This window comes from Bacillus sp. AF62 (assembly GCF_050312695.1).
In the GTDB taxonomy this organism is placed as follows: domain Bacteria; phylum Bacillota; class Bacilli; order Bacillales; family Bacillaceae_G; genus Bacillus_A; species Bacillus_A cereus.
Genome location: NZ_JBNPJZ010000055.1, coordinates 1 through 14,612, shown reverse-complemented (window position 1 = coordinate 14,612; position 14,612 = coordinate 1). Strand labels below are relative to the sequence as shown.

Below are 14,612 nucleotides of genomic sequence, written 5' to 3'. Positions count from 1 at the left end.
ATTAAATTTCAATACTCTTTTTGTGCAATTTAATTATATTTGATTAATGTAGTGTCTTACAGATTATTCATTTCATAACCATTGACAAAATACGTTATTGTTTCTAACTCATCTTCATTTAATTCTCTATCTAGTTCTTGTTTGTACGCTACCTTTATCTTCTCTTCATCGCCCTTATGAGCTTCTGTATAAGTTCCTACTGCTTTTAACATGCGAATCTCTTGTAAAAACTCCTCTCGATTTATCGCTTCCCCATGAGAAAGAATATATGTCTCAGCATCAAATTTTTCTAATTCATCTATTAATGTAAACGTTCTTTTCGTCGTATAGTTCCACTTCGAGGAAAAAATATCTGCATATATACAGTCCCCTAAAAACAATATCTTTTCTTCTTTTATGTACATAACAACTGAATCATGTGCATGATCTCCGCCCACATGTTTTAACACGCATGTCACCTCACCAAGATCTAATTCAATTTGATCCTGGAACGTTAAGGCCGGAGGAATAATGTTAATATTTCTCGCTTTTTCTTCAAACTCTTTTTTTATGCAATCCGCACAAAATGCAATTTCAGTACCCTCTTTTACGCGTGCATCCAACGCTTCATCTGTCCATTCATAAGATACTAGTGACTGCATTTCTTTTTTCGTTTCAATATGCGCAATAGTTAAAGCATTTTGTAATACAGGCAATCCAAAAATATGATCCCAATGCCAATGCGTTAGTGCTACAAAATCAGAATTCGATACATTTTTTTCTTTTAACATTTCTAAAAATAATTGTGCATGTTCCTCTGAATTCCCTGCATCGATCATTAAAGTTTTTTCTTGTCCAACAACCATTCCTAAGATAGGTCTATCTGTTTCAGAAACAGGTGTCATATACCAAAATGAGTTTCCTATTTTTTTAATTTGTTGCATAACCAATTCCCCTTTTCATTTTCTCACTTAAATTTAATATATAAATTATAACGAATCACTACTTTTTTCTCTATAATCAAACACAATTACTTGGACTAATCTAACTTTCCTTTTCGTAAGCTAAAAATAAGGGAATAGAATCGGAGTGTGATACTATGGAACGTTTATGGATTCCAATGATTGTAACATTTTTTTCGTTCGGTGGATTACTTTTAGGAGGTGCTGTTGGAGTAGCAACACGCCAACTTATTGAAGAAAAGATGCATCGTTTATACGCATTATGTGGTGGTATTTTACTTGGGCTTTTATCTCTTGAAATTATTCCTGAAACTTTTTCAAGCTACGAAATGGTTGGGCCTATACTTGGTATAGCTATCGGTATTTTAGTTATGAGCTTATTAGATAACTATTGTCACCATCCAATGATACATAAAAAAGATCAACAAGCATGGCAAACCTTCCTTTTTCTCTCTTTCGCTATATTTATTCATAATATACCGAGTGGATTTGCGTTAGGTACAGCTTTTATAAATCATAATGACTCTGCCATTCCCTTTTTAATAGCAATTGTCGTTCACCATATTCCAGAAGGATTAGCTTTAATTATTCCATTTCTTTTTACAAAACATAAATATATTTCCTTTTTATTAACGACTTTATTACTTTCTCTTATTCTCGGTACTGGCACAGTTTTTGGCATTTTGATGGAAGGAAAAGCTCTTCACCTGCAAGGCCTCATTATGGGAAGTGCTATCGGTTCACTTGGATATGTCACAATTCATGAAATGCTTTGGAAAGCTAAGAAACAGCTCTCTTTCCTTACATTTCTAATGTGGGCAACTAGTGGTTTTTTACTAATAACAGTGTTCACTTTATTCGCTGGTCATCATTAAAGTTGCTAAAGTGAAACTTTTGTGCCTCCCACACTGATTCATAGGTCACAAATAACCAGATAAATTTTCTTATTTGTATATTTTTCCTTTTTATCCAAAACATAATGTTATCTACTTATTATAAGGAGGAACAATTATGTTTGGGAAAACAGCCGGTGAAGCATTAGTTGATTTATTAATTGACTGGGGAGTAGAACACATATACGGTATGCCTGGAGATTCCATCAATTCTATCATTGAAGCTTTAAGAAAAAAACAAGATAAAATTAAATTCATTCAAGTTCGCCATGAAGAAGCTGGTGCATTAGCAGCGGCTGCCTATGCGAAATTAACAGGAAAACTTGGCGTTTGTATGGCAATTGCAGGACCTGGTGCTATTCATTTATTAAATGGTTTATATGATGCGAAACTCGATAAAGCCCCTGTTCTAGCAATTTCAGGTCAAGTAGAAACCGATTTACTTGGAACGGACTTTTTCCAAGAAGTAAATTTAGAAAGAATGTTTGATGATGTTGCGGTTTATAACCAGCGTATTATGTCAGCAGAGCAACTACCTGCCGTAGTGAATCAAGCAATTCGAATGGCTTATACGAAAAAAGGTGTATCCGTTCTTACAATTCCAGATGATGTCCCGAAATTCGAAGTGAAAAATGGTGCTCGTATTACAAATACTTCTTTTACTTTACCTGAGTTGTTTCCACAAAAAGAAGATTTAGATGGAGCGAAACTCGCAATAAATGAAGCGAAAAAGCCTGTGATTTTAGCTGGAAAAGGAACAAAACATGCGAGAGAATCTTTACTTGCATTGGCAGAACATATTGGTGCTCCAATCGTACTTACATTACCTGCTAAAGGAATTATTCCTGATGAGCATCCTCTTTGTATCGGTGGATTAGGATTAATCGGAACGAAACCTTCTTATGAAGCAATGAAACATGCAGATACTTTAATTATGGTTGGTACTTCTTATCCGTTCACTGGTTTCTTACCTGAAAAAGCAAAAACAATTCATATCGATACAGATCCTGCCCAAATCGGAAAACGTTATGCGACAGATATTGGTTTAGCTGGTGATGCTGATAAAACATTACGATGGTTAATTGAAAATGTTGAAAAACACACAGACCATTCTTTCTTAGAACATCATCAAGAAATGATGAAAAAGTGGGAAGAAAAATTACACGATCAAGAAGAAGATTCTTCTATTCCAATTAAACCACAACGCGTTATGCATGCTCTGCAGCAAGTAGCACATGATGACGCAATTCTATCAGTCGATGTCGGAAATGTAACAGTATGGACCGCAAGGCACTTCCGTATGACAAACCAGCAATTTGTCATTTCAAGCTGGCTCGCAACACTTGGTTGCGGTTTACCTGGTGCTCTTGCTGGAAAAATTGCATTCCCGGATAAACAAGTATTTGCAGTTTGTGGTGATGGCGGATTTGGAATGACGATGAATGACTTCGTAACAGCTGTAAAATATAAATTACCAATCGTTGTCGTCGTATTAAACAATAATAAAATTGCGATGATTAAATTCGAGCAAGAAGTCATGGGTAACATCGAATTCGAAACAGATTTAACGAACCCTGATTTTGCAAAATATGCAGAGGCGTGTGGAGGTATTGGATACCGTGTTGAGAATTTAGATGAACTCCTTCCCGCTTTCGAAAATGCAGTAAAACAAAATAAACCGTGTATTATTGATGTAGTTGTAGATGCTAACGAAGCACCAATGCCAGCAAAAATCACATTTGGTCAAGCCGCTGGTTATACGAAGCATATGATAAAAGAATTATTTGAAGAAGGTAAGATTGATTTACCTCCACTTTAAGCGAAAAAAGATAGCTGAAAACGATTTGTCTTCAGCTATCTTTCTTTACTTTTGTATCTCCCTATAAAAAGAAAAGTCATTCATAGTTGATTGTACTTGTTTCTCTACTTGCACTTCTCTACCTTCCCGCCTTGACCTTCTCACATTTCCTAGCTTAATCGCATCTTGCATGCTATTACTAATTAGGTTTCCAGCTAAGATTGTCATACTATAAAAAGCAATCGGTATAAGTACAATCCATGTATGAGTAATTAAGTGCCGGAAGTTTTGACCAATTAATCCTGTCCATTCTTTTGTTACACTATCTGGATCCATTCCACTGAAGGTTATTGTTCCACCAAAAAATAATTGCAACAAACCAAGGTGTAAAAGAAGTAATAAAGTACTCACAAATTGTTGTGCTACTAATAAAAGAAATGATGGTAACATATGAGGCCATATATGGCGCTTCAACCTCTGCCATTTACTCCCGCCAAGCACAGTGGCTGCCAACATAAATTCTTCTTTCTTAATACGTTTAACTTCTTGCGCTACATACAACATAACTGTTGGTACAGCAAAACATGTAAGAACTATAATTTGAAATGTCACCCGCAAATACAACGGCACAACTTCCGCTCCACTATCAAACGTTAAAACTTCATTTAACATAAAATAAGAAATCATAACCATTGGTACAATACTAAAAGGATCAAAAAAGGATGAGATAACCGGAAAAGATCGCTTACCATACATACCAAGAAGTAAACCAATCCCTCCTCCAACTATAACTCGTAAAGTTGCTATAATTATACTCGCTCCAACTGTCCATTTCGCGCCTTCTATTATTAATTGGACAAGGTCACGGCCTTTCGTATCACTTCCGAACCAAAATTTACTTGATGGCGAAAATGGAGCAGCCTCTAGTTCTCCTTTTTCGTTATACATCATCGTAAGTTCACGAACATTCCCATCGAAAAATAACGTATATCCAATACTAATAATCATTAGTACACTCAGAAAAGTAACACCTATCCAAAATCTCACATCTCTTTTTACAACTTGCCACATGTTACACACGCTCCCTTATAACATTTTGTAAAAGCGTATGTAATATACGAAATAGTATAAAAAGCGGAACGTATAATATAACTAGACTCACTGTAAATATTTCTAATTTAGAATTTTCTTTTACAAAAACAAACATTCCATATGTATTGAAAATCCATTCGATAATATATAAATTGGATAGCATAAATAAAATGTTTGTTTTCGCATAGTAGATTGTCGTCAATAAAACATTCCTTGAAACGTGATGTGTTAAAATATGCTGCAAACTTAGTCCTTTACTCTTCGCAAATATACTATAATCTTTCTCCATTTCTTCTTTAAAACGTAATAACAATAGTTTAATAAATAATAACGTTGTTGGTATTGTAAGACATATAATCGGTAACAATCGTACTCTCTCTTCTCCTAATCCAGCAAGTTTTATTGGCATAAAACCTGTTTTTTGAAAAACAATTACGACAAGAAGTTGTGATAATAAAATAAGTAATATATCCGGTATACTCTCTAGCGTAAGAAAAACTCCATTCCACATTTTTTGCTTCATATGAGAACGCTGCAATACCCAAACAACAAGTACATACGCTATAAGCAAAGATAGTAAAAAAGCTGATAGAAATACAATCATAGTTTCAATATAATGAATCCATATTTGTGGAAATAATTTTCTTGAGTCTCGAAATCCATATGTAATTTCCCATGGTCGGAGTAACTTTCCTCCAATAAACACAATTGTGTTCCAAAACCGATTAAATCAATTTGCAATCCCTTAAATAATCGAGGGAGCGCACCTAAACAGATTATACATAGAATTGCAGCTAATAATTGTAAACAAGTAATCCAACACCACTTAGCAGTTCGCATGAACATAACTATTACCCCTTACCATTCGATAGAATATCTAGAAACAAAAAGAGCTAAATATGTCACATCTCTTTAGCTACAACATGTACTCGCTTTTGCCCACTAGGTAAAATAGCTTGGTATAAACACGTAACAAAAAATAATAAACCAAATAAAATAATATACAAAGTATCCGCCTCAATCCATTTCGGGAATAACATAGCTATCGCTCCAAGAGATAACAATTGAAACCCTGTCGTTAATGGACTTAACAAACTTTGAACACGCCCCATAAACGATTCTTCTACGATCTCATACATCCATCCTGATATTGCAACATTAATAAACGGTAAAAAGAATGTCGCTAAAGCGATACATACATAAAAAGACCATACGTAATTTACAAAGTAACACATACCAAAGAAGACTCCTGATCCTGCCATACCAAAAACTATAATAGATTTTGGCGCATATTTCTTACCTATACTCGTTGCTACTATGCTTCCAATTAGTAATGAAATCCCTCCAACTACACCGCCCACCATTGCTAAACTTTCATACGTTTCTGGAGCTAGTTTGTATTTTAATATGTAAGTAGTGGATACACTTAAAACACCATTTAATAATCCAAATACGATAAATCCTAAAAGTAATTTTTTTAAAGTTTCATTTTGGTATATATACCTAATCCCTTCTTTAAACTCTGTTATTAACATCTTCAAATTAACTTCTTTCCATTTTGTTCTACCATTTGGTAAACGAACTTTTTCTGGAATGGAGATTGTTTGAATCAAAATACCACTCATAATAAAAGTGAGCGTATTTACTAAAATACTCCCGTAAATTCCAAAAGTCCAGTACACCATCGTTGCAATTCCTACACCAAACAAAGCATACAAACTATTTACCATTTGATTAATACCCGCTGCTGCACCTTATTGGTCTGATTCAACTACTCCCTGTATCATCGATTGTTCTGCTGGAGAGAAAAATTGTATACACGCATTTTCCAAAAATAAAAATATAAAGACAAGTATAATCATCCCGTAATAAAGCGAAATTAGGATTCCAATATTACAGAGCGAGCAACATATGTTACTTACTGTACATATACGTTGTCTATCAAATCGATCCACTACTGTCCCTACCAATAGAAAAAAGATTAATGCAGGTAATGCAATCATAATTTGTGTCATCGTTGCGTAAACTGGTTGTTTTCCGTATTGATCTAGCAAATAAAACATTAAAGAAATTCCAGCTATCATAGAACCGAGTCGCTCTAAAATATTTGCTAGAAAAAAACGTGCATACACTTTGTTGCGAAATAACTGTAGCATTTCTTTCATACTTCGTATCCTTTCTCTCGACAAAATAGTATTGTTTTAGTCATTTCTTGGAAGTTACATTATATTTTTCGACCATTATCCAATCTTTTCCTTCTTTATAAAAAACATAAAAAAAGAGCCCTTATTCTCAACACAAGGACTCTTTTCATAAACTATTTAGCTACCTCTTCTTTCGGCATTACCATACCTTTATAAAGTTGAACAGTTATCCAGTAATAAATGAAATAAATGACTAAGAAAATTCCTATTGGCACCCACACTTTCACAAACGGGTCAACTAATATAAAGCTAAATAAGTTAAGCCCTACTAAAACGTGAGAAATGCCAATGATCGCTGGGAAGATAAATAAATATGAAATTTCTTTATATATACTTTTCGTTAACATACTGCGTCTCACACCAATTTTTCGTAACATTTCATAACGGCGTACGTCGCGAGAAGCACCTGTTAATATTTTGAACATAAGGGAACTTGCCATCATTGCTAAAAAGGCAATTCCGAGGAAAAATCCCATAAACATTGTTCCGCTCATGAAGCTGTTCATAAACTGATAAATTGTCATTTTCGTAAATAAGTCTACCTTTTCACCTGTTGCTTTTTCAATTTGTGCTTTTTGTCTCTTGTCTATTTCGATCAATAACGGTTTATATTTTTTCATATCATCTACTGTTGCTAATGTTACAGTGTGTTCTGTTCCTTGAATTCCTTGATAATGCTCTTCGTCTGCAATTCTTACTGGTTTTCCGCTAAATTGATTATGCGTAATTTGTATCTCTCTTACAACTGCGTCTTCCCAATCCTTTGGCATACGAGGGAATTTTGCTAATTCAGGAGCCTCTAAAGCTGAATATACAGGTTCAGTTAAAGGTTCAGTCACACGTTTACGAACAGGCTCTTTTAACGTTTTTGTATCAAAATGGTCTGAAACAAGTGGTGGTTTCGCAGTTAAGTCGTTACGTAAATAATAAACCGCTTCTCCATCTACTTTATATTTGTACTTGCTTTCTTCAACAATTTCCATTTCTTTTAAGGCAGCTTTGTCTTGATCATTCGGATCATGAATTACAACATCATATACACGAGAAAAGTCTGTCATAATACCTACATTTTTTTGGAACGCCATACCTGCCGTCATCGCACCTGCGCCTAATGCAATTAACATAGCTACAGTACCTAATACTCTCGATAAACTATTTACTCGAAAGCGTAGCTGTGCATATGTAAAACTATTTAAGCCCGTTTCATTTCGTTTTTTATTCCCCTTAATTTTCATCACAAAAAATGGGAGTAATGAACTAAAGATAAAATATGTTCCAAGTGTTGTAACGATGGTTGCTATAATAAAACCTAATTCAGCATATATTTTTACATTGATCATAAAATAGTACCCTGTACTTACTAGTAATACACCAAGTACTGTCATTATAATAATGCGAGTTTTACTTTTCTTTACTTCATCTAGTGTTTCATCTTCACGAATTAACTCTAGTTCAGTTTTACGTAACAATCGGACACTGTTCATTAAGCCAGTAATGAAAAATAGTATTAAGAAGAAAATAGCTGTAACTAAAATTGCTGGTGTGTATACAGATGCATAACTACCTTTTGCTGAAATTTCCATTCCATTCATTAAAAAGTTTCCTGCTACACTTGCAAGTAACATCCCTACTAAAATACCGATAATAATACTGACAATACCCATACCGAATGTTTCAATAAATAATAACTGTGCTACTTTTTTCTTTTTTGCACCAAGCATCATGTACATACCGAGTTCTTTTCTTCTTAACGTGAGTAAGAAAGAGTTGGCATATATAATATAAAATACAGTAATGAAAGATAATAGTATTGCACCTACCCAAAAGACGAGTCTAATACTACTAATTAGGCTATTATCTTTCGTAAATTCACTATTCATCGCCATCGTTTGGAACATGTAGAAAATACTAATACTAATAACTAGGCCAATAAGTAAAACCATATAATCTTTTAACATCTTTTTCATGCTATGACGTGATAATTTAAATAACATAGTTTCGCCCCCTACTTAGACTCAGCAGCTGAGCCCATATGAGCGAGCACACCTAAAATGTCTTGATAGAAATTCTCTCGAGTGCCTTGACGATTTAATTCTTTATAAAGAAGACCATCTTGAATAAATAAAATACGCTCACAATAACTTGCACTAAATGCATCGTGTGTAACCATTAAAATACTTACATTATGATTTTCATGTAAATCTTGCATCGCTTCTAATAAACTTTTTGCATTTTTACTATCAAGCGCGCCTGTCGGTTCATCTGCTAATACAATTGCTGGATTATGTACTAAAGCTCTTGCCGCCGCTGTTCTTTGCTTTTGTCCCCCAGAAACAGCCGTCGGATATTTTGTTAAAATTTCAGTGATGCCTAATTTCTTCGCAACGTCATTTACCTTTCCAGTAATCTCACTTGATGGGACGCCTTGCAAAGAAAGTGGTAAAGCGATATTTTCATAAATTGATAAATTTTCTAGTAAGTTAAAATCTTGAAAGATAAAACCTAATTTTTGAGATCGAAAATCTGATAATGCATTACCTTTCATAGAAGTAATATTTGTACCAGCTATCGTCACACTACCACCTGTCGCCTGGTCAAGTGTACTTATCACATTAAGTAATGTCGTTTTTCCAGATCCAGAAGGCCCCATGATCCCGACAAATTCTCCTTCTTTAATACTTAACGATACGCCTCTTAATGCTTTTGACTGATTCTCATTTCTTTTCCCATACGTTTTTTCTACACTTTCTACAGTAACTACATTTGTTGACATCTCTTTCACTCCATCCCTTTTGTATAAAATCAATTTCTCACATATTTCTTATTATTTTGTCATGTAAATTCTTAAGAATTTTTTAATTATTCATCCAATAAGATTTACACCCTTAACATGATCCTATTTCCTACTTCATATTCTCATTTTTCTACAACTCGTTCCCTCGATTTCGCTTACATTTACCTTACATTTTTGTAAGATAAAAAAGAAAACACACTAATTTCTAATAGTGTGTTTTCTTTACAATCAATATTTTCTATTCTTTATTTCTTCTTCAATACTTGCCACAAATACATCTAGCGCAACAACTTCTGACTTCTCTTCTCCATATTTACGTACATTTACAGCTCCGTTTTCCATTTCCTTATCCCCAATAACAAGAACATACGGTACTTTTTGCATTTGTGCTTCTCTTATTTTATATCCTAATTTTTCATCTCGTGCATCTTGTTCAACACGAACGCCAGCTTGTGCTAATTTAAGTGTAATCTCATTGGCATATTGTTCATGTACTGCATTTGAAACTGGAATTACTTTCACTTGAACTGGTGCCACCCATGCCGGGAACGCACCTCCAAAGTGCTCAATTAATATTGCTAAGAAGCGATCTAATGACCCTAAAACTGCCCTGTGAATAACAACTGGTCTTTTCTTTTCATTATTTTAATCTATATAATTTAAATCAAATTTCTCTGGCATTTGGAAATCAAGCTGGATTGTTCCGCATTGGTGACTTCTATTTAAAGCATCTTTAATATGAAAATCAATTTTCGGCCCGTAAAATGCACCGTCACCTTCATTTAGTCTATATTTATAATTTAGCGATTGTAATACATTTTCTAATGCTGCTTCTGCTTGCTCCCATAATTTATCGTCACCCATTGAATCTTCTGGACGAGTAGAAAGCTCTACTTCATATTCGAATCCAAAAGTTTTATATACGTAATCAATTTGCGCCATTACGGATTTGATTTCATTTTCAATTTGTTTTGGAGTTACAAATAAATGTGCATCATCTTGGCAGAAAGTACGTACTCTTAATAATCCGTTTAACGCACCACTAAATTCATGGCGATGTACTTGACCGAATTCACACATACGAATCGGTAATTCACGATAAGAATGCAATTTATTTTTAAACATAAGCATGTGCCCTGGGCAGTTCATCGGTTTTAATGCAAAACTTTTATTATCTACTTCAGAGAAATACATATTATCTTTATAATGTCCCCAGTGCCCTGATCTCTCCCATACTTCTTGGTTCATCATGAACGGAGTGCGTACTTCTTGATAATTGTACTCTTTTTGAATTCCTCTTAAAAATGCTTCCAATTCGTTACGAATCATTTGTCCTTTCGGTAAATAAAACGGCATTCCCGGAGCCTCTTCAGAAAACATAAATAACTCAAGCTCATTGCCTAACTTACGATGATTTCTTTTTGCTGCTTCTTCAACGAAATGTAAATACTCTTCTAATTCTTTTTGAGAAGAGAATGCAACACCATATATGCGCTGAAGCACTTGGTTATTACTATCACCTCGCCAATATGCACCGGAAACGTGAGTTAATTGAAATGCTTTCAAATAACCTGTTGATGGTAAATGTGGCCCTCTACATAAATCTACAAATTCACCTTGTTTATATAGTGTTACACTTTCCCCACTAGGAATTGCTTCTAAAAGTTCTAATTTCAAGCGATCGTTCATTTCTCGAAACAATTTTGCTGCTTCTTCTCGAGAAACCTCAACTCGTTCTATCTTTATATTTTCATTTATAATCTTTTTCATTTCTTTTTCGATTTTTCGTAAATCTTCTATGTTTACACTACTTGGAAGATCCATATCATAATAAAATCCATTTTCAATAACAGGCCCTACCCCAAGATTTATATCACCATACATTCTTTTTACAGTTTGCGCTAAAATATGTGCCGCAGAGTGTCTTGCAATTTCTACACCTTCATTTGAATCTATAGTAATGATTTCTACTTCCGCATTTTCTTCAATATTTCGGCGTAAATCATATAATCCATCATTTACTTTCCCCGCGACTGCTTTCTTTTTCAAACTACTACTAATAAATCCCGCAATTTCTTCTAAAGTAATTCCTTTTCCAAATTCTTTCACGCTACCATCTGGAAATTTAATTTCAATCATTTGTTCTTTCATTTTTCATCTCTCCATTTCATAATAAAAAGCACACTCATCCCTAAAATAGGGACGAGCGTGCTTATACCCGTGGTTCCACCCAGATTCCCATCACAAAATGCAATGGCTTCTTTTACGGTAACGTCGTTTATACGGCACTAGATACTTAATTTCCCTAGTGCAGCTCTAAGGTGGTAAGTTATTTTTCTGCGTTAGGAAGTTCTCAGCTTTCCTTCCTTCTCTGTATAACCGGGTAAAATAACTCGTGTCCTTTTCTTTGCTTTTTGTAAAACATCCATTTATTGTTATTTAATATATCTTATTCATTTTATTTTTGCAAGTGTTTAAAAAAATTATTTATTTAATTAAAAAAGTGAAACCAAATTTTTTTGGTTTCACTTCACAATTTTACCAATCTTGTGGTTCGTAATTCAAGTCTGCAAATAGACGTCTTTTCTCTTTCTTCGTTAAATCTCTCCACTGCCCAACTGGTAAATTATTCAATTCGATATTCATAATTCTCGTACGTTTTAACGTGTATACTTGATAACCTAAAGCTTCACACATACGGCGAATTTGACGATTTAGCCCTTGTGTTAAAATAATTTGGAACTCATATTTTGATAACTGTGTAACCTCACAAGGAAGCGTTTTTGTTCCTAAAATTTTAACACCCGCTGCCATTTTCTCTAAGAAATCAGGTGTAATTGGCTTATCTACTGAAACGATATATTCTTTCTCATGTTTGTTTTCAGCACGTAAAATTTCATTAACAATATCACCATCATTCGTTAATAAAATTAAACCGTCTGAGTCTTTATCAAGACGTCCAATGTGACTAATTCGTAAAGGATGGTTCACTAAATCGATAATATTACCTTTTACAGCTTTTTCACTCGTACATGTAATACCTACTGGTTTATTTAAAGCGATATATACGTGATCTCGAGCAATTCGAAGCTGCTCTCCATTTACTCGTACATCATCACCTGGATTTACTTGGTCACCAATTTTTGCAACCTTACCGTTAATAATTACTCTTCTCTCATTAATTAGTTTATCCGCTCCACGTCGAGACGCTTTTCCAGCTTCACTAATAAATTTATTAATACGCAAATTAGGCACATCCTTTTCTAAAAAAAATTTCAAGCTCACACTGCTTCTACCGTACAATACAAAAGGGTAAGCCTCCTATTATAACTTAAATATATTAACATGAAAGGGTATATAACGTCTTCTATTAATTGCTTGTTTATAAGAAAATATCGTTATTATACAATCATTTATGCACTTTTTCAGCGTTTAATATACAAGCCATTCTTCCTTACATACAGCTTGTTTTCCTTGTATCTTTTCTATATCTTCATGAATATTAGCTAATTTATATAAATCTGGGAAAATCTCTTCCACATAATGTTGGTGCGCTATTTCATCTTTCCAATACGTTAACACTATGTAACGATTTTCATTTTTTAAAGACTTCCCAACTACCCCACCTAGCATTCCTTTTGCTTTTTCCATTCCTTTATTCCAAATTGTTTCTTGCTTATGTAAAAAATGCTTTTCCTTTTCCAATTTTACATCACATATAGCAACTCTTACGAATGCTCCCTCTATTACAACGTCTTTCAAATGCATATCAGTTATATCATACAACGTTTGAAATAATTCAATTTCACATGAAAGAAACGTATCCTCTTGATTACTATTTAAATAAATTGTATCGTGAGCACCATTCATAAATGATTGATATACACTTCTATCTTCCCATAAAGTAAATACACATGCCTCATCTTCATTCCATCCACCAAATTGTCCATGAAAACCATCTAGGTGCTGTATATCACGCCATTTTTCTTGCGCATTTGAAAACAATTCCTTTTTCTCTTCTTCCACCTTACAGTAGATTGTTTTTAGTAACATTTTTAATTCCCCCTTATGATCCGATACATTTCCCACTCGCCATACTTTCTATTTTTCCATATACACAAACGTTAATTTATTTTGTTATCAACTCCATTACTTATTCAAAGTTTGATGCCCTCCGTAAATGTTGTAAGTTGATTATTGGAATACTTACCGTGTAAAAATACATCTAAAATATAAAAATTAAAATCTCTTGATTTGCTTTCTTCCCCTGTTTATAGTTTACATAACATTATTATATATTACTTATTATCTATATCATTCAATAAAACATATTATTTTATTCTATACGCATAATAATTTTAATTCAAACAATTCAGAATTAAAATCCAAAAAAGATAGAAAGTAAACAATCTTACATTATCATCTACTCCCTATCCCTTTTATCATCAATTATTTTTCAAATAAATAATACGTAATGTCTCCTGGATAATGTACTACTGCTACCTTCCGCTCCCCTTTTTTAAAACTAACAGTATGCCCGTTTTCCCCTAAGTTCTCCCATCCACTCGCCTTTGTAATTGGCATTACACTTATATATTGATAGTCCTCTTCCTTATCATCGTTAATATGAATTGCTGACATTGGTACTGGAAAACCTTTAATTTTAGATTCTTTATTCATAAATATGAATGCAATTACACCAACTAATAACATAGCCATTGAAATACTTGAAACTAGTTTTCTTCTATTCATTTTCACTAAAAACCCTCTTTTCTCACATATAACTTTCATCATTTTACTAACTTTAATTATTTATGAGGGTGTTGCAAAACTAAAATAAATATGCAATGTTATGAATCAGAAAAACTAGCTGAACATGCAATAGATAGC

The 14,612-nt window shown here is 33.7% G+C and carries 9 protein-coding genes, 3 pseudogenes and 1 other annotated feature; of the genes and pseudogenes, 2 read left to right on the top strand and 10 right to left on the bottom strand.

What is annotated here, in order from left to right; all coding sequences use genetic code 11:
- Positions 1-56: 56 nt before the first annotated feature.
- Positions 57-923, bottom strand: a complete 867-nt coding sequence (locus tag ACQRBL_RS11385; RefSeq protein WP_142419383.1) for an MBL fold metallo-hydrolase — start codon at positions 921-923, stop codon at positions 57-59.
- Between the two features lie 155 nt (positions 924-1,078).
- Between ACQRBL_RS11385 and ACQRBL_RS11380 the strand changes: the two genes are divergently transcribed.
- Together ACQRBL_RS11380 and ACQRBL_RS11375 are read left to right on the top strand one after the other, a co-directional pair.
- On the top strand, positions 1,079-1,816 hold the full coding sequence (locus ACQRBL_RS11380; RefSeq protein WP_000440632.1) for a ZIP family metal transporter: 738 nt from the start codon (positions 1,079-1,081) through the stop codon (positions 1,814-1,816).
- Positions 1,817-1,952: 136 nt separating this feature from the next.
- Positions 1,953-3,653 carry a pyruvate oxidase gene (locus tag ACQRBL_RS11375; RefSeq protein ID WP_078993335.1) on the top strand — a complete coding sequence of 567 codons (1,701 nt, stop codon included), beginning with the start codon at positions 1,953-1,955 and terminating at the stop codon, positions 3,651-3,653.
- A 45-nt stretch (positions 3,654-3,698) separates the two neighbouring features.
- On the opposite strand, the gene ACQRBL_RS11370 is transcribed toward ACQRBL_RS11375, so the two are convergent.
- The 9 genes and pseudogenes from ACQRBL_RS11370 to ACQRBL_RS11330 all read right to left on the bottom strand — a co-directional run bounded on the left by ACQRBL_RS11370 (position 3,699) and on the right by ACQRBL_RS11330 (position 14,516).
- Positions 3,699-4,703, bottom strand: a complete 1,005-nt coding sequence (locus tag ACQRBL_RS11370; protein ID WP_097919969.1) for an ABC transporter permease subunit — start codon at positions 4,701-4,703, stop codon at positions 3,699-3,701.
- A gap of 1 nt (position 4,704) precedes the next feature.
- Positions 4,705-5,570, bottom strand: a pseudogene (locus ACQRBL_RS11365) (ABC transporter permease subunit).
- Between the two features lie 56 nt (positions 5,571-5,626).
- Positions 5,627-6,898: pseudogene (locus ACQRBL_RS11360) on the bottom strand (MFS transporter).
- Between the two features lie 143 nt (positions 6,899-7,041).
- Positions 7,042-8,922, bottom strand: a complete 1,881-nt coding sequence (locus ACQRBL_RS11355) for an FtsX-like permease family protein (protein WP_097919968.1) — start codon at positions 8,920-8,922, stop codon at positions 7,042-7,044.
- Positions 8,923-8,933: 11 nt separating this feature from the next.
- Positions 8,934-9,701 (bottom strand): ABC transporter ATP-binding protein, encoded by a 768-nt coding sequence (locus ACQRBL_RS11350; protein ID WP_000106426.1) that lies wholly within the window; start codon positions 9,699-9,701, stop codon positions 8,934-8,936.
- A gap of 249 nt (positions 9,702-9,950) precedes the next feature.
- Positions 9,951-11,873: pseudogene (thrS, locus tag ACQRBL_RS11345) on the bottom strand (threonine--tRNA ligase).
- A 44-nt stretch (positions 11,874-11,917) separates the two neighbouring features.
- Positions 11,918-12,139 (bottom strand) — a binding site (T-box leader).
- A 121-nt stretch (positions 12,140-12,260) separates the two neighbouring features.
- Complete coding sequence (gene rluF, locus ACQRBL_RS11340) at positions 12,261-12,968, bottom strand: 23S rRNA pseudouridine(2604) synthase RluF (protein WP_001222162.1); 708 nt, start codon at positions 12,966-12,968, stop codon at positions 12,261-12,263.
- Between the two features lie 186 nt (positions 12,969-13,154).
- A complete protein-coding gene (locus ACQRBL_RS11335; protein WP_000925163.1) occupies positions 13,155-13,775 on the bottom strand; it encodes a YdbC family protein in 621 nt (206 codons plus the stop codon).
- Positions 13,776-14,171: 396 nt separating this feature from the next.
- Positions 14,172-14,516 carry a hypothetical protein gene (locus ACQRBL_RS11330; protein WP_065483481.1) on the bottom strand — a complete coding sequence of 115 codons (345 nt, stop codon included), beginning with the start codon at positions 14,514-14,516 and terminating at the stop codon, positions 14,172-14,174.
- Between the last annotated feature and the right edge of the window lie 96 nt (positions 14,517-14,612).